The following is a 17,278-nucleotide window of genomic DNA, read 5'->3' on the forward strand; positions in this document are numbered from 1 at the left end:
AGGGTTACCCCCCCTGCCAAGGGCATCAGATTAAAGTATCGTTTACTATTCCCATCCATTTTACTGCCCCGTCACTCAGTCAGTTTTTGCTGCTTTAAGACAAAGACGAATGAGAATTAAAATCAGCTCAATTTATCTCGTGCAATCACCCATACACCCAGATAAGTATTGAATTCCACGCCAAGCTGATCACCGAGCACTTTGAATACCGAAGAAAGATCATCAATCGGATAGGTGCCTGAAACCGGGTATTCAGCAATACTCGGGGCACAACGAACCCACATGTGATGGTAACGAGACAATTCCTTAAGAAAGTACTTCAGTGGCATACTGTTGACGACCAACATACGCCGCTGCCAAGCAAGTTCCTGGCTGTTGCTTTGGCCTCGGCTCACCTTACCCGATCTGGACAGGGTCAGAGACTCTCCTGGCAACAGTTGCCAAGATTCCTGTGCCAACGGTGAATCGAGCTGCAAACCACCTTCATACAGGGACGCCTTGACATAGGCGTCGTCCACGCGCACAGAGAACCGGGTGCCCAGCGGCTGTACTCGCATCAACTCGGTCTGCACGACCATGGCTGGATCCGGCGTTGCTGTAGAAGTCTTGCGAGGAACGGTTTCGACCAGTATTTCGCCGGCGGTCAGGCGAAGGTGCATTTCCCCTTCCGCTCCCACACTTACATAAAGTTCAGTCGAAGTATTGAGCTGTACTCGGCTGCCATTGTGCAGCGTCAGGCTACGAACTTCGCCGACGCCGGTACGGTATACCACACCAGCAAACGGCTGCCGTTGGGACCAGAACCAGCCAGTACTCAAAGCACCGCAAGCAATACCGGCCAAAAGCAACTGCCGCCGTCCAAGGGCTTTGCGGCGACCCAACACCCGCCGGCTGACACCTTGAAGATTTTCTGTATGAAGCGCGTCCCAATCTGTCTGAAAAGACGTCAGGCGTTGCCAGGCGAGCTTATGCAAAACGGAGCGGTTTTGCCATTGAGCCAGACGTTCCAGCAGTTGACGCCTTTCACCGGACTCACCGGCCTCTTGTAACAACATCCACAAGTCAATCGCTTCATTGGCAATATGCCGGGGAATTACAGCATGTTTGGGCGAATCCTGACTCATCGGTTACTCGCAGTAAAAACAGCACTCTAACAGTGCAGCCTTGAGATGCCGTTTTACTGTACTCACCGAAATACCCAACGACTCAGCCACTTTGGCATACCCCCATCCTTCCAGCTGCACTCGCAGAAAGACCTGCCTAGTCTGGACCGGCAAGCGCTGTACAACCTGGTCAATCCGATTCAGCAAATCCAGGTGCATGTGCTGCTCTTCCGGAGAAGGGTGGTAGGCCTCGCCCTGTATGTGCAACGCTTCCATATATGCTGCTTCCAGTGCTTTTCTGCGCCAGTGATCGATCACAAGGTTACGTGCAGTGGTTTTCAAGTAAGCGCCACTCTTTTCAACATCCCCGTATGATTCGCGTTTCAACAGGCGCTCGAAGGTATCCTGTACCAGATCAGCGGCAAGATGTGTACAACCTACTTTGCGGTATAGCCAGCCTCGCAGCCATGATTGATTCTCAACGTATAGACTAGCCACTGGATGTGATTTGATGTGCTGTTTTCTCACTGCCCGCCGCCTTCCGATAAAAATGGATAAACATCATTCCGTGGAAAAAATCCGGTCCTGATGAGACTTCACGCCATCACAGCCCGCTGATCTTCCAGCGTGCCGAAGGCCGGACGGTAGTGCCAAATATCATGAATGTTATCCGGAACGAGAACTTTGGCAGGACTACCCTGGTGACGAACTTCGCCCTGCTCCAGTACCAGACAGCGCTGGCAATAATGCAGACAATGGTTGAGGTCATGCAGGATACTGATGATGCCATATCCGTCACGGGCAAGCTGGTTAAGCAGTGCCAGCAGGGTATGCTGATGCCCCAAATCCTGAGCCGACGTAGGCTCATCCAGCAACAACAACGGGGGCTGCTCTGCCTGACTCAGCTGCAGCAGCACACGAGCCAGCTGCACACGCTGTTTTTCACCGCCTGACAGAGTCGGGAAAGCTCGTTTTTTCAGGTGAGCGCAGTCACACAACTCCATCACACGATCAATTTCGGTTTTGGCCTCACCGCGTGAAAAACTCAACGGGATAAGCCCCAGTTCAACCACTTCCCGCGCCAAAAAAGGGAAAGTCAATTGGCTGGACTGAGGCAAGACACCCACATGACGAGCGCGCTCATCAGCAGGCCAATCTGAGAGACTCCGGTCATGTAACTGAATACTGCCCTCACAGCGGATTTCACCACAAATGGACTTCAACAGCGTTGACTTGCCGGCGCCATTTGGACCCAAAACCGCCAGAATTTCCCCTGCTTTCAACTTGAGCTGCGTAACACTCAACAATCGGGAACCACCACTGTGGCATGCGAGATCATCGATTTTTAACATATCAAAGCCTGCCCAAACTACGTTGTTTAATCAGAAGACCCAGGAAGAAGGGAGCACCAATTAGAGCAGTAATAATTCCAACTGGAATTTCTGCAGGCGGTACCAAAACTCGCGCCAAGGTATCCGCCAGAAGTAACATCAATGCCCCGCAAACCGCAGACAGTGGCAGCAACAGGCGGTGATCCGGCCCCGTCAACATACGCACGATGTGTGGCACGACCAGCCCAACAAAACCGATCACACCTGTATTGGCAACGGCAACACCAACCGCAACCGCCGTCATCAGAATCAGTTCCAGTTTGAGTCGCTCAACGTTGATTCCCAAGTGACGCGCTTCGGACTCACCCAACAGCATGGCGTTTAATGCCAGCGCACGGCGCTGAAATTGAACCGCCGTCATGACAAGCGCTGCCAGTCCGAGCCAGCGGCCGATATCAGATGAAGATGTCAATGATCCCATTTGCCAAAGGCTAAGCGAACGCAGATCTTGATCACTGGCAAAATAGCTCATCAGGCCAATGGCGGCGCCAGCAAATGCAGCCAAGGCAACACCCGCCAGAAGAAGGATGGTAACTGAAGTACCATTACGGGTACGGGCCAATGAGTACACAACCAGAGTCGTTGCCAGGCCTGCCAGAAAAGCACCTACGGGGGTAGACCACTCGATCCAGGCGACAGGTGCGAGAGTGATGGCAAAAACAGCCCCCACCGCCGCTCCAGAAGAGACACCTATAATGCCCGGGTCTGCCAGTGGATTACGAAACAGTCCCTGCATCACAACCCCACATTGAGCCAACAAGGCACCGGTCAGAATCGACAACAGTGTTCTGGGTACACGCATCTCCATGATCACGGCCCGCTGGTAATCCTGTAACTGCGCCAGCTCCCAGCCAAAAACATGGTCAAACGGAACCAACAGACTTTGATACATCGACAACGCCATTGGGCCGGTGGTAATAGAGAGCACACCACCCAAAGCAAGGCCTGAAAGCAGGGCCAAAGCAACGATGGAAGCCGATAGGCGCACTTCAATCGTCCTCCATCAAGGCTGTAATCCGCAATGCTTCACGCAACGCAGCCAGTCCGATACCAGACACCAATGTACGGCCATCAACGGTGAAAACATGGCCATTTTGGGCAGCCGGCGTATGTGCCAGCATAGGCGCCTGCTTAAGCAAGCGATCAGCTGTGGCCTGATCGTTTTCACCTGACAGTACTATCAACTCAGGCTGGAGCGCGAGAATTGCCTCTGCGGTCACGGTACGATAGTTTTCAAAGTCAGCCTGGTTATCAGCGCCGATAAGGCTTAGCAAAGCGTTACCTGAAGTGCCGCTACCCGCCAACCGCAGACGACTTTCACCTGCCATCAAAAAGACCGCACGGGTACCCGGTAACGTCTGTCTTTCCAGTTGTACCCTCTGGGCTTGCAACTCGGATTTCAACGCTTGCACTGCTGCATCGCCGTTCAGCTCATCTGAAAGCTGCTGGATATTAGCCTCAAGCTGATCAAGGTCCAAAGACGGCGGCAGCCGAATCAGCTGTACGCCTGCGGCTCGTATTTGCTCAACGACGCTCGCTGGCCCCATATGCATACTTCCGGCAAGCACGTCCGGGTTCAGGCTCATAATGCCTTCCGCTGATAGTGCACGGTGGTAACCCACGCTGGGCAAGCTCGAAAGATGCTCAGGCAGCGTACTGGTGACATCGACCGCGACCAGCGATGCGTCCAATCCCAGCGCCAACAGCATCTCGGTGGTTGCCCCATCGGTACTGATGATTCTTCTGACTTCAGCCTGAACAGCAGGTATAGCCGAGCCAACCACAAGAAAAAGCGTAAGCCTGGCCAAGTTCTTCTTCAGTCGCGCACTCATACCCACTTCCGTTCCCTTTCTGTTGAATTATTCAGCACATGGATCATATGATATTGATAACGATTTGTATTTACAACATTGATTATTTTTGATTCCATACTGAAACACCGTTCAATCAAATGACACTAACTGCGAGATCAATCATGCACACGCTTGATAGAAGTCGGCCTGTCCATATGCTTCAGCGGGGCATTGTCCTGGCCATCAGCGCTGTTCTCTCCAGCACCTGCGCAGCAGCAGAAACCAAGACTCCCAAAAGCGAGCCAGTTTACGAGCTGAACGAGTTGACCATTCGCGCCACACGCCTTGGTGAAAGCGTTGTTTCCAGCCGCCGTTCCGTTGGCGTAATCGACACTGATGAAATGGAGCAGCGTCAGCCTCAGTCGGTACCCGATGCGCTCAGGGCTGTACCTAACGTGAGCGTGGCTGGCGGCTCTCGCCCCCTCAACCAGACCGTCAACATTCGTGGTCTGTCCGGCAGTCGGGTATTGCAAACTGTTGATGGCGTGCGGCAGGACTTCAGCTCGGGGCATCGGCCAGATTACTTGCTCCCTCCGGAGCTGATCAGCCGGGTGGAAGTACTGAAAGGCCCGGTCAGTTCACTGTGGGGATCGGGTGCCATCGGCGGTGTTGTTGCGCAAGAGACGTTAAGTGCAGACGACCTACTGGAGGGGGATGAAAATTTTGGTGGGCTGATTAAAACCGGACACAACTCCAACAGTGATCTGCAAGCATCGGTCGCGGCCCTCGCAGGGCGAGAAGGTTCAGCCAGCTGGATGCTGGGTGGGTTTTACCGCGATGGCAACAACCTGGAACACGGGGACAACTCCTCATTGGAGGGCTCCGAGATTCTAGACCGAGGCGGCATTGCCAAACTGGATTGGAAAGTTGATCAGGACCAGGCGCTTGACCTGAGTTATGTTGAGGTCAAGACAGCAGGACAGGTACCGTCCAACGGCGCAGCGGTGTCTAACGCCAGCAGCAATTTCATGATTGACCGCGACACGCGCAGCCGTAACCTTCGGCTGGGATATCACCTGGATACTGCCTCACCGTTACTTAACGCCAATCTGATGGTATGGCGCAATCAGGTTGAGATGGAAGAATCTCGGCTCAGTGATGGCCGTCAAGACAGCACCCAAATGGACGCCTACGGGTTTACTTTGAATAACCTCACCAGCCTTGGGCAAATGCAGTTCCTTTATGGTATTGATGCTGGTCGTGAAGAGTTCAGTGGTCAGCGCTCGGGGAATGGGCGCCCGGTTCCACCGGATGCCGAATCCGATAAGTTGGGTGCATTCCTGCAAGCCGACATTGCACTTAATGAACACTGGTCGGCTCGACTGGGAGGGCGCTATGATCACTTCGAGACCGATGCCGAAGGTCTGGGATCTCGCTCTGACAGTGCGTTTTCTCCTTCGGCAGCCCTGACCTGGAGCCCGGTTATCTGGGGCAGCCTGTCGTTACGCCATGAACGCGCATTCCGTGCACCAAGCTCGGAGGAAATGTATACCACCGGCACTCACTTCTGCATGGGGCCTGGCTTTTGTAACACCTTTGCATCAAACCCTGACCTCGACGCTGAAAAAGCCGCCAATACTGAATTGGTTGCCAATGCACACTGGGCTGAGCTGCTCGGTGGCGACAATCTGGAACTGCAAATGGCGGTCTTTGAGAATGAAGTTGATGACTTCATCGAGCAGATTGTTGTCGGACCTTCTTTTTTCCCTGTCATGGATCCAGGCTACACCACTTGGGTAAATGTGGATAAAGCACGCCTCCGCGGTTTTGAGGTCAGTGCGGCCTACAAACTTCAGAACCTGAAAATCAAGCTGGGTTATGGTCTGACGCGAGGCAAGGATCTGCAAACCGGTGAGGATTTAACCAACATCCCTGCCGACACCTTCACCGCTGATATCAGCCATGGTTTCTGGAATGAACAATTGCTGGCAGGCGTTCGATTGGAGCATGCTCGTGCCCAGAACCGCACTGGCTATGAAGAAAACACCTCTGGCATACGCTACGATGGGTACACCTTGACTGACCTTTACCTGTCCTATACACCCAAGGCCATTCCGGGCCTTGATCTGAATTTGACGGTGAACAACCTGACCGACAAACACTATCGACGCGCCTGGGAATCGCTGGACGAGGCCGGTCGGGAATTGATTCTGTCGACCACCTATCGTTTTTAAGGAGCGGAACAGATGAGTGAAATCGATACAGTGCTCCCTGGGGATGCGGCTCAGACCCTACTGAAAACCATCGCCGATTGGGGCGATATGATGACGATCATTCAACACGGCGGGTCCGTCTTTGAATTCAAGGGCCCTTTTCCCAAAGGGGAAGTCGGGCACGGCTTTTACAATCTGATACCCGCTGGCGCTGGTTTCCAGGGCCATCTGGACTTGAGCAAAGTCCACGAAATTCGATTTCAGGACACCCCACGCGGTGGGCGCGAAAGCTACGCCTTCGTGTTCTGTAATCAGCAGGATGACGTGATTTTCAAAGTATTTTTGGGCAGAGATCGCGAGGGACAGCTGTTTGCAAACCAAGTTGAAGCGTTCAAGAAAATCAAAAATGCAGGCATAGAATTTTTGGGTAATACAGGAGCTGACGCATGACGAACCCTACCCAGGCAGAGAAAATTGGTACCGAGGTCCAGTCCTTCATCGACAGCCGTCGCAGTCTGATGCTGTCATCACTGACCATAGAAGGCGAGCCATACGCATCTTATGCACCTTTCGCATTCAAGGACGGCGAAATTTATGTCCTGCTGAGCGAAATAGCCATACATGCATTAAACCTTCAGGCCAACCCGACGGCATCGGTTCTGATCGTGGAAGATGAAGACAGTGCCAAGGAGCTGTTTGCCCGTCGACGAGTCAACTACAAGGTACAGGCACAGCACATTGAAACAACATCACCGGGATGGGAAGAAGGGATCAAAATTCTTTCAGCACGCCTGGGTAACCGCATTGACAATTTGAGCCAACTGTCCGACTTCAAACTGTTCAAATTGATTCCTCAAAGTGGCCGTTATGTAAAAGGATTTGGTCGCGCCTTCACATTGGAAGGTACGGGTACTCAGGGTATGGGCGTTAGCCACCTGCGTGACGGACACAAAAGGCGAGAGTCCGTCACAACCTGATGTCTGATGATCATGGCCGGCAGCGACAACAGGTTGCCGGCCCATCACTCCTCTGCCAGCAGGCAGATATTTTATATACACCTATTCAATATCTGCCTGCTGGCTTTCAAGTCATTAAAAACGCCAATCCAGACCCAATCGAAGATTGCGACCTGCCTCCCAGCTGGCAAGCTCAGAACCATCGTTATTAATCACTCGGACCGTAGAATGTTCCGCATAGCGCTTATCAAACAGGTTTTCCAGCGCGAGCGTCAACTCTAACTGCCCGCTAGCTGCTTGTGGTTGCCATTGTAGCTGAAGATCATGGACAACATAGCCGGGCTTCTCCGGTCGGCCGGGACGTACATCCGTAAGACGCTCAACTGCTGTTAATGTATAGCCCAGACTCAGGTCCGGCCTTACCTGCCACAAGGTATCAAGTACCAGACGATCTCCAGTTGATACCCCCACTCGTGCCGATGCCCCGGTGGTATCACCTGGCAGGCCATCGTAGCCACGGAAGCTGTTATGGCTATAAGCAAGGTTCATCAACAGGCTTTGCGTACCCCAGTGGGCGCGAACGTCAAAGCCTCGACTGGTTACATCGCCATCCGCGTTATAAATTCGATCTGTCACCCCTGTCGGACCTTCGCCGTTGGTGACCAGATAATCATCTATGCGTGTTTTATAGAAACTGATATCGAAACCGGCATGATCACCATCCATGAACATGTCCAAGGTGTGCCAGCGGGCACCCCATTCATATTGCGTTGCGCTTTCAGGATCCAGCTTTCCATTATTACCCAGAACGAAATCTGGTGTGTATTTGTTGAGCCAGCCCGCCTGGTTGAGTCGCCCGCCCCGAATGGATTGACCATAGCCCGCAAACAGAGTTAGCTGGTTATCACCTGTCAGCAGGTCCCATTCTCCGCTGATGTTGGGAGACCACTCATCTCCCGAGGCTTTATATTGATCAGCATAGTAGGTTGTATAGCGATCATGCCTGATTCCACCCGACAAACGGAAAGCACCCAGATTCATACGATTCTGGATGTACAACCCTGTATTGCTACCATGCTCTGTTAAAGTTACGTTTTGTGAGCGACTGATGCCCTCATCACGATAATAATCCACCCCATAAGTCAGCGCATGACCAATGTTGCCCGTATCAAATCTACTGGTGTTGTGTAAATTGAACCCTCGGCTTTCAGTGACCCACTCCGTAGTGCCTGAGGGCAAGAAGCGCTTCAGACCTACTTCCCCAGTGTATAGATCAACCCCCATATCCACTCCGGGTTGACTATCGGGTTTGAACTGGTAATTCAAGGTATGCGATTCGTTGGAGATACGTTGTTTGTCACCTCCACGAATAGTGCCCTGATTCGTTTGCCATGGATAGTTGGCGCGAAGTGCGCCGCCGTAATCAAGAGACCGAGAGGTGCTGATGCGAAGAGAGTGACCTTCATAGTCGAGCAAACTGCCCTTGAACAGATAGTTATTGTGCTCACCATCTGTTGATACCATGGAATCACCGCCCCCAGCACGCACCTCGTTGTTGGTGTTGGTCCGCGTGTATGCCAGAATACCCATGTGTTCATTTACTTGACCATAAGCAGCTGCAATGCCTCCGATAAAATCACTGGCACTCTCATACTGCGCCCCCAACCGGGCACCAAAGAGTTTACCTTGCAGCAAATCCTGAGCATCAACAGTTTGAAACTGAACGCTTCCGCCCAAGGCCCCAGGACCTGCATCCGCCTGAGCCGGGCCAGTAAACACCCTCACCTGCTTCATTAAAAAGGGATCAATCTGCACCCGCGCTTGATGGTGAAACACATTTGCCCCTTGCCGCGCTCCATCAATCTGTATATTCAGATGCAGGTCTTCGACACCTCTAAGGAATATCTTTTGCCCGTTGCGTGAGCCAGTGCCAACCTGAATAGACGGATCCAACTTGAAACTATCCTGAAGGTCCTGTGCCAAAGTGCGCGAGAGGTACTGGGTATCGACATCCTTTGAAAAAGTATCTGTGCCAACCGCTGCTTTGATTTCAACGGTTTCTCCGAGCAGAGGTTCAGCCCCGACATGGTGATTGTGCTCATCACTGTGTCGATGCTCCTGCGCAAATACCGAGTTTGCTAACATGCAGGCACAAGCTAGAGGCAATAAACGAAATACAGGTTGGACGGACGCACCAGACATTAAGACAGCTCCACATAAAGAATATCTAAATTAGATCAATCTTAATATGTTATTTTATAACATTACAGTTATATCTGAACGTAATGTCCATTTTCTGACAAGCCCGACGAAGTCAATTGCCACCCTGCTTGCCCTGTTAGATGCACAAGAGCTTTGTCATGGGTAAAAATAAGCAAGGTACAATCGCTCAATCTTTGCACTGTAAGTAATAGAGAGACCATTTCTTCACGCAGTGCAGGATCCAGCGCTGAGGTTGGCTCATCCGCTATCAAAAGCTCCGGCTCTGACAACATGGCTCGCGCCAGCAGTAAACGCTGTAATTCCCCTCCACTCAGACTTGCAGGATAGCGTTGCAGAAACTGATCCGTATGCGGTAGATGCACTTGTTTCAGCCAATGACGTATCTGTGAATCGTGAACTGGCTGTTGTGACACTATCAACGGCTCTTCAAGAATTTGTCGCAAGGTAAAATGCCTGGCACAAGCAGCTGTTGCATGCTGCGCCAGCAACACAGCTTTACCATTACGATGGAGTTCAGTGCCCTCTGGTAATGGATCCCAGCCTGCCAATACACGCGCCAAAGTAGTTTTGCCTGAACCACTGGCGCCATACACCAAGGTCAGACTGCCACGCAGTAGGTCCATTTTAAAATTACTGAACAATACACGCCCATGATGATTCAGATTCAGCTGCCTCAGCTCCAGAACCTGCTGGCTTGGGCTGACCAGAGGCTCTTTAAACGTATCAGGGGCTCTACTACAAATATCTGACGAAAGACTAGTGGCTGGAGCCTGTTCCAGCACTTTCCCAGATCCCATCCGCACCACCTTATCAGCCACGGCTCGTGCCAGATCCATGTCGTGTGTGACCAATACAATTGTGCGAATTCGCCTTTGCTGAGCCAGCAGTTGGTAAATTTGATTACGAGTATATTCATCCAGTGCTGCTGTTGGTTCATCCAATAATAGAATCTCCGGATCACTAACCAGTGCCAAGGCTAAAAGTACACGCTGGATTTCCCCGCCACTGAGATGACGTGGGTACCGTTTCAGCAGCACTTGTGGCAGTGCCACCTGTCTGGCCAAGTCATGGGCACGCTTGTGACACTCACGCCGTGACAACTTGAAGTGGATATCCAAACCATCCAGCAGGTGTTCGACTACGGTCATATGAGGGTTCAAATTATCCGCCACCCCCTGTGGAACCATTCCGATACGAGAGTCAGGACTGGCTAAACAGTCTGTACCAAAATGTTCAATATGACCTTCTAAATGGCCATGATAGATACCTGCCAATAGCCGTAACAACGTACTCTTACCAGCGCCAGAAGGGCCAGTGATAGCCACGCATTGCTTTTCTCCGAGTTGAAAGTCGACATTTTGCAATATGGGTTTGTTATCCAGAGTAACTGTAATGTTTCTCAACTGGACCAAAGGTTCATATCGAGCACCATTTGTAACCTGTTGAATGGAGCTAACGGCGTTCATGTGTGTTCGGGATTCCGTTTTCCGTTGAAATTATTGAGCAGCAGTATCAGCAGGGTCATCGCACAGAGCGGCCCTGGAAGCATCCACCAAAAAGCTGGATGGTGTATCCGTTCCTGTGCCTCAAGCAGCAGTGTGCCCCAATTAGCAAGCCGTGGATCAGTGAGACCGAGGAACGCCAGACCGGCGCTTAGCATGATTGCCCTGCGAGCATTCTGGAGTAACAACGCCTCCATTAAGGGGAACAAAACGGGCCAGACGTGCCGTCTCAGTAGATAAAAGCGCGCAGCGCCAAAATGGCGTGCGCTAAGCACCGCATCACTGAACAGCTGCCGTTGTATTGCTGCACGTAACACCCGAAAATCATCTGGCCAGCTCAGCGCACTGATCAGAATAATCACGGTGCTGACGCCCGGCTCGAGCAAGGCTGACATGATCATCAGTGGAAGAATGGAGGGGATGATCATGAAAATATCCGTAAGCTTGAGCAAAGCACGATCAACCAACCCACCACAGAACGTGCTCACGGAAGCCAAACCTAACCCTGCAGCCAACGGCAATATTCCACAACAAATCGCGACCAACAGCGTACCGGGCAACGCCTCCAAAAGACGTAGCAAGACATCCTGGCCAAGCGTATCGGTTCCCAGCCAGTACTTCACAGACGGTGGCTGCAATATATGAACGCTCATCTCTACCTGAGGCCAGTCGAGCCACCAAATAAGCAGCCCAAATAAAGCCAAAGCCATAAAAAACAGACGCGCATTCATCCTTTAGCCTCTGTTGGTCAAAACAGCTATTACCAAATCCAGCAGCGTATTTCCAAGCAGGACAATGCTACCCGTCAACAAAAGCCCTCCTTGCAAGAGCTGGTAGTCTCTATTGTTGATTGCATCAAGCATCAACGACCCGCTTCCCGGGTAGGAAAAAACAACTTCGATCAGTAAAGATGCTCCTACTACGCCAGGGAGACTGCTACTTAAGCGAGACAGCAACTCAGGCATGGCATTCGGCAGATACCAGCGCCATAGCAACCGCCATCCTCGTACACCTCTGATCCGTGCATGCTGAATGAATGGACGGCGTCCAACTTGCTGTGCCAATCCATAGGCAAGATAGAAATAGCGCACACTGCCATGAAGGCTCAACGCCAACACTGGCAGAAAGGCATGATAAGCCCAATCAATAATAGCAAAGCTACCGTGCAACTTAGCTTGCAGACTAATACCACCTCCCGTTGGAAACCAGCCCAGTGAAATGCCAAACAGACTGAGTAATAGCAAAGCAACAACAAATCCCGGAAGACTGCTGAGCAGGGTCACCAATCCAACCAGCATCCGCGAAACTGTTTGAGCAGGCGCAATTCCGGCCAGCAATCCAAGGAATGAGCCGATAATTAATGATAGCGGCAACGCAATGACAACCAACGCCAGCGTCCAGGGCAGTGCCCCCATCAGCACCTCAACAACAGGTGCCGAGTAGAGTAAGGAATACCCCATATCACCCTGTATCAAGCCACTGACCCATTCCATGAACTGCTCTGGTAATGATTTATTCAAACCTAATCGTACTTCTGCCTGACGATAATCTTCGGCACTGATATCAGGCCTTATATCGCTGCTCAACAACGCATCAGCCTGATTACCCGGCAAACTCTGAAGCAATACAAAACTCAAGATGAGCAGCAGAACCAACGCCAAAGCATTATCGAGCAGTGGTTTGAGCACCCTAATCCGTATGTTGGATTTAAAAATCATTGAGTGTTTGTCGACTCAGAAGTTTTTTCCGACCTGAAAAGCGCCAGTTTGTTGAATGGAAGGGGAACGCCCATCGCTATCCCGCCAGGTGTGAATGCAGCACCGCTATCCGGACGTTGAGCTGCAAAATTAACTGGATTAACCAAGGGCAATGATGGCAAGTCCTCGTTATAAAGTCGTTCAGCATGCATCATCATCGACTCACGCTGATCCGAACTCAGCTGGTACCTCATCAATTCAAGCAATTGAATCAGCTCAGTATTCTTAAGGTATTGATCACCGCGCCCTTGGTTACTGCTGAGTAATGTTCTAAAACGGTCTGGATTCCCTTGGTGACTTTGACTCAACAACGCAAGATCAAAGTCTTTTTGTTGCAGCGCCTTGGTCAGCGGCACATCCTGAAGCAATGCGATACTGAGACGAAAACCAAATTCAGTTAACTGATGCGCCAATACCTTAGCCAGGCGCTCTGAAGTCGGAGATGCAATTAGCTTCAGATGAATAGGTTGGCCGCTTGCATCAGCCCAGCGCCCGTCAGGCAATCGTGTCCAGCCTGCAGCTTGAAGCTGCACCGTGGCAAGTTCAGGATCAAAGGCATACAGGTCCAAACCATCGAGGCTGCCTTCTTGACGGTATGCCGGCCGCGCAGGCAATGCATGCCCGTGGAATGCCAGCCCAACCAGCTGTGCACGGTCGATTGCTCTTGCCACGCCATGACGTGCCACTTTGTCGACAAAGCGATCACTGTGATTGAATAACAAACGATAGGGATGGTTTGAAGCCGTCTGTAAAATATCAGCTCCAGCATTGCGAAACAGATCCACAAACTCTTGCGGTATGCTCATAACATCCACATGCCCGTCTCGCATCGCGGCGGCTGCCGCATGCGGAGAAAGACGGTTAATAATCACGTTTTGGTAACGTGGTTTCCCTAGATGCCAATTATCATGGCGTGATAAGTGATAGAACCCCTGGGCTCGATTGTAATCAGTCAATCGGTAAGGCCCTGATCCCGTAAGGGCCTTGGGGTTTGTGAAACGCTGTGGATCATTAACCTCAGCATAAACATGCCGTGGAAGAATCGGCAAAGAGCCTGCTACATGTTCGACGAAAAGCGCATCAGGGCTCTGCAGACATATGCTGACTTTATTCCCATTTGAACTGACGGTATCAATACCGCTGACATCTACGAAACGATACCGATGCTCCTGAGCATACTCCAAGGTAAAAATTACGTCCTCAGCGTTAACCGGCTCGCCATCATGCCACCGAGCCCGATCATCCAGTGAGAAATGATGACATCGCTGATCTTTATCACTCGACCACTGCTTCGCCAACAAGGGTTTGAGATTACCTTCTTCATCTTTCCAGACTAACGTATCGAACAGGAAGCTCGTGTAAACGTAACCCGGACCTCGCGCCATATGTAAGTAAGGTGCCAGCTGCCCCCAATCCCCGCGTGCATCAGCAATAACCAAACGCTGTTCATCAGCCTGCGTTGCGGGCACCAAGAAACTGCAGTGGAGAAGAAATCCTGCCAAAATCCTCTTTGTATGTTTAGCGGTCAACATCGATTGCCCCCACATAAATCAGGCAGGCCCAGGGTATTTCAAGCTCTTCTCCCTGCTCACGAAAAGACTCCAGCGTTAAATGAATAACCCGTTCGTGTTTATTGAATCCTGCAGATAGCACAAGCACCAGGGGCGTATCCGACGTATACAGTTTCAGCAGGTTTGAGCACAGCTCTTCCACATTCAACCGCATGGTAAAGAGTACCAACACATCCGGTGGTATACCTGTATAGTCCTTGATGCCTCCTGCAGTCGTCATCATCAATCTTTGGCTACTGCTATGTAGCAGAGGCTGGGCCAGCAAGGCATTGGCCGCATTGAAACTGGATATACCCGGTATAATCACCGGATTGAGGTCATGAAACTCCCCCAGGTAGCCGACCTGTGGACCAAACAGTGTTGGATCACCAAATTCAACCACTACCACACAAAGACCTTCTGAAACGGCCTGACGCACACGGTGACGAACGTGAGTTTCCCGCTTTTCAATCTCAGAACTATCAACTCCACTTCGCGCCAGAGAAGTAAATAATCCGTGTCCCGCATCCAAGATCTCAACACCTTCAGGAAAATGTTCAGCAAGCTGTTTTTCAACAAATGGCATAGCAAGGATCAGGTCGGCACTTTGAATGGTCTTCAACGCCTTCAGTGTCAGGTTATCCGCGTCGCCGATACCGGCACTCACCAGGTACATCTCACCTTGTGTCGGGGTAGGCGTAGTCGGAACTGTCTTGGTACTCATAAATAACGCTCTCTGTTTAGAAGTTGTATGCCAAGCTCAGACGAACATCACGCCCTGGCTCATCCAGAACACCTGTTGACTGACTGAATAGACTGGTATGGTTTGCATAGCGACGGTCGAACATGTTGTCGATGGCAAGCGCAAGCTCAAGATCCTGTACCGGGCTCCAATGCGCCCTTACGCTGTGGATGTGGTAGCCATCTCTTTGCGGCTCGCCCTGTGGCACGTCTTTCAAATCAGCAACCAGCTCGAGTTTATAGCCAAAACTCAAGGTATCAGTTGCCTGCCAACGGTTATCCCAAACAAGGGTATCTCCAGTTGGAGCCGTCAAACGACGTACGGCACCAGGGTCCTTTCCACCATATTCCACATCCAGGATATTCAGCCCGAGCTGACTGCTATACCGGCCGGCATCCCATTGAGCACTCAGCTGCCAACCGCTGACCTCGAGCCGGTCACCATTAAAAATATCACCGCGTCCCAGAGGAGCACTGCCACGACCAACAGTTTGAATCGTGTCATCAATTCGCGTCTGGAACGTCTTGAGTTGAACGGTTAAAGGCAGGCGCTCTGGTGTGTAACGAACACCGAGTTCATGCTGGCGGGATTTTTCCGGATCAAGGTTACCACCCTGCGCTTGGGTCGTGTGGTTCAGGCGACCAAGAAAACCTACAGGGATAACTCCACTGGCACGGGCAGCCTTGCTGTAACTTGCAAAGGCTGAAAAATCATTATCGAAGCGATAGTCAAAACGAAAGGCAGGTGAAATGTCATTACCGCTCACCTGAATCGGGCCATAATTACTGCTGAAATCATCAAGGCGAAGCCCAACTGTGGTAGTCAGCGAGCCCAGTTCGATTTGGTTTTCTACAAAAACGCCCAGGTTCTTGCTGGTATATTCCACTTTTTGTCCACGCAAGTCGGGCCAGCCCATTGCATCTTGCATATCCAGTGCGTTGGTATGAGCCGTTTCCTCAAACCAATCGGCACCAACAGTCAGCCTGGAAGGAAAACCTGCCAATGCATAGTGACTATCGTTGCGAATGGCCATACCCCATTCTCGCGTGAAAATATCGCTAATGCTGCTACCGGGATAACTTAGCCTGTTTTCAGTACGGTACAGGTTAGTCCTGAGATCCAGCGCTTGATGATCAGAATTCCAACGATGCTCAAGTGTCAGTCGGTCTTCTTCAGTTCTCTGTTGCACACGCGAGGAGGGCCCGGTGGGGTTCTCGGGCAGATACCCCATATCACTGCCATTACTGCCTCGCGCATAAAGTCCGGCATTTTGACTGCGACTCAGCCCAAGGTGTAGATCCTGATCGTTGAAGTCGAGCATACTGACTTTCAAGAGGTAATCTCGGTCTTGCCCACCTGAACCGATAGCACTCCTGCCACTCCCTGTCTCATAGTCACCACGATTGTCAGCAGCAACATGGGCCAAAACCCCAAAATGTTCTGAGGCCATACCATACAGACTGACATCACCATGCTTACCCTCATCAACAGAGCTATACCCCGTCTTTAAACGCGCACCAAAGCTATCTCCATGACCATAGCGCTGCAGCATTTCACGCGCATTCATCGTCGTCATACGGATAGAGCCACCCAACCCACCTGGACCGTCAGCAACCCCCGTAGTTGAGTCAATTTCTACCCGTTGCAACAAGTCTGGATCTATTCCCCCAAAGCCGCCACGATGCTGATGCAGATTGCGCCCACTTCTTGCCCCATCAACACTGATATTGAGGTTACTGCCTTCAATTCCATTTAAATAAATCCGTTGCGCATTACGGCCCCCGCCACCTATGGTTACATCGGGCACTGAGCGAAACATATCTCGACTACTGAAGCTGAGTTGCTCCTGAATAGATTCGGCACCCAGAATAGTGTTGCCTAATGCTGTAACTGACTGACCCAATACAACAATTTTCTGATCATCAGTTGTTTCGGGATCTCCGTTTCTGATCGTTTCCGCAGTGGCAGTCGCGCCATGAGCCAGCACAATTACGCAAACAAGTTCCTTTTTCCATCCGAACCGAACAACCATAGAACTTCCTTACTCA

Annotated in this window: 15 protein-coding genes; 3 read left to right on the plus strand and 12 right to left on the minus strand. The window is 51.4% G+C overall.

The features are described 5' to 3' along the window. Window positions 1-122: 122 nt before the first annotated feature. The 5 genes from BLV48_RS01675 to BLV48_RS01695 all read right to left on the minus strand — a co-directional run bounded on the left by BLV48_RS01675 (window position 123) and on the right by BLV48_RS01695 (window position 4,326). A complete protein-coding gene (locus BLV48_RS01675; protein ID WP_091822100.1) occupies window positions 123-1,124 on the minus strand; it encodes a FecR family protein in 1,002 nt (333 codons plus the stop codon). A gap of 3 nt (window positions 1,125-1,127) precedes the next feature. Further along, entirely contained in the window at window positions 1,128-1,631 is a 504-nt protein-coding gene (locus tag BLV48_RS01680; protein ID WP_091822105.1) for a sigma-70 family RNA polymerase sigma factor, read from the minus strand. A 68-nt stretch (window positions 1,632-1,699) separates the two neighbouring features. Further along, on the minus strand, window positions 1,700-2,455 hold the full coding sequence (locus tag BLV48_RS01685; protein ID WP_091822111.1) for a heme ABC transporter ATP-binding protein: 756 nt from the start codon (window positions 2,453-2,455) through the stop codon (window positions 1,700-1,702). A gap of 1 nt (window position 2,456) precedes the next feature. Next, window positions 2,457-3,482, minus strand: a complete 1,026-nt coding sequence (locus BLV48_RS01690; protein ID WP_254774944.1) for a FecCD family ABC transporter permease — start codon at window positions 3,480-3,482, stop codon at window positions 2,457-2,459. 1 nt (window position 3,483) lies between these two features. Further along, window positions 3,484-4,326 carry a heme/hemin ABC transporter substrate-binding protein gene (locus BLV48_RS01695; protein ID WP_091822114.1) on the minus strand — a complete coding sequence of 281 codons (843 nt, stop codon included), beginning with the start codon at window positions 4,324-4,326 and terminating at the stop codon, window positions 3,484-3,486. A 143-nt stretch (window positions 4,327-4,469) separates the two neighbouring features. On the opposite strand from BLV48_RS01695, the gene BLV48_RS01700 reads away from it, so the two are divergent. From BLV48_RS01700 to BLV48_RS01710, 3 genes are read left to right on the plus strand one after another with little or no spacing between them, the layout of a single operon-like run. Beyond that, complete coding sequence (locus BLV48_RS01700) at window positions 4,470-6,521, plus strand: TonB-dependent hemoglobin/transferrin/lactoferrin family receptor (protein WP_175527541.1); 2,052 nt, start codon at window positions 4,470-4,472, stop codon at window positions 6,519-6,521. Window positions 6,522-6,533: 12 nt separating this feature from the next. After that, a complete protein-coding gene (gene hutX, locus BLV48_RS01705; RefSeq protein WP_091822119.1) occupies window positions 6,534-6,950 on the plus strand; it encodes a heme utilization cystosolic carrier protein HutX in 417 nt (138 codons plus the stop codon). Further along, window positions 6,947-7,477 carry a HugZ family pyridoxamine 5'-phosphate oxidase gene (locus BLV48_RS01710; protein WP_091822122.1) on the plus strand — a complete coding sequence of 177 codons (531 nt, stop codon included), beginning with the start codon at window positions 6,947-6,949 and terminating at the stop codon, window positions 7,475-7,477. The genes hutX and BLV48_RS01710 overlap by 4 nt, the downstream gene beginning before the upstream one ends. 114 nt (window positions 7,478-7,591) lie before the next feature. On the opposite strand, the gene BLV48_RS01715 is transcribed toward BLV48_RS01710, so the two are convergent. The 7 genes from BLV48_RS01715 to BLV48_RS01745 form a co-directional block, all read right to left on the minus strand. Next, the gene (locus tag BLV48_RS01715; protein WP_091822125.1) at window positions 7,592-9,658 is read right to left on the minus strand and encodes a TonB-dependent receptor domain-containing protein; all 2,067 of its coding nucleotides are present in this window, start codon (window positions 9,656-9,658) and stop codon (window positions 7,592-7,594) included. Window positions 9,659-9,726: 68 nt separating this feature from the next. Beyond that, window positions 9,727-11,145: an ABC transporter ATP-binding protein gene (locus BLV48_RS01720; protein WP_091822128.1), complete on the minus strand. Its 1,419-nt coding sequence runs from the start codon at window positions 11,143-11,145 to the stop codon at window positions 9,727-9,729. Next, the gene (locus tag BLV48_RS01725; protein ID WP_091822131.1) at window positions 11,142-11,912 is read right to left on the minus strand and encodes an ABC transporter permease; all 771 of its coding nucleotides are present in this window, start codon (window positions 11,910-11,912) and stop codon (window positions 11,142-11,144) included. Before BLV48_RS01725 ends, BLV48_RS01720 begins: the two co-directional genes overlap by 4 nt. 3 nt (window positions 11,913-11,915) lie before the next feature. Next, window positions 11,916-12,869 carry an ABC transporter permease gene (locus BLV48_RS01730; RefSeq protein ID WP_175527542.1) on the minus strand — a complete coding sequence of 318 codons (954 nt, stop codon included), beginning with the start codon at window positions 12,867-12,869 and terminating at the stop codon, window positions 11,916-11,918. 26 nt (window positions 12,870-12,895) lie between these two features. Then, window positions 12,896-14,470: an ABC transporter substrate-binding protein gene (locus tag BLV48_RS01735; RefSeq protein ID WP_175527543.1), complete on the minus strand. Its 1,575-nt coding sequence runs from the start codon at window positions 14,468-14,470 to the stop codon at window positions 12,896-12,898. Then, entirely contained in the window at window positions 14,457-15,212 is a 756-nt protein-coding gene (locus tag BLV48_RS01740) for an SAM-dependent methyltransferase (protein ID WP_091822141.1), read from the minus strand. Before BLV48_RS01740 ends, BLV48_RS01735 begins: the two co-directional genes overlap by 14 nt. A 16-nt stretch (window positions 15,213-15,228) precedes the next feature. Then, window positions 15,229-17,262, minus strand: coding sequence for a TonB-dependent receptor domain-containing protein (locus BLV48_RS01745; protein ID WP_091822144.1), 2,034 nt, complete (start codon window positions 17,260-17,262; stop codon window positions 15,229-15,231). Between the last annotated feature and the right edge of the window lie 16 nt (window positions 17,263-17,278).

This window comes from Marinobacterium iners DSM 11526 (assembly GCF_900107855.1).
GTDB classification, from domain to species: domain Bacteria; phylum Pseudomonadota; class Gammaproteobacteria; order Pseudomonadales; family Balneatricaceae; genus Marinobacterium; species Marinobacterium iners.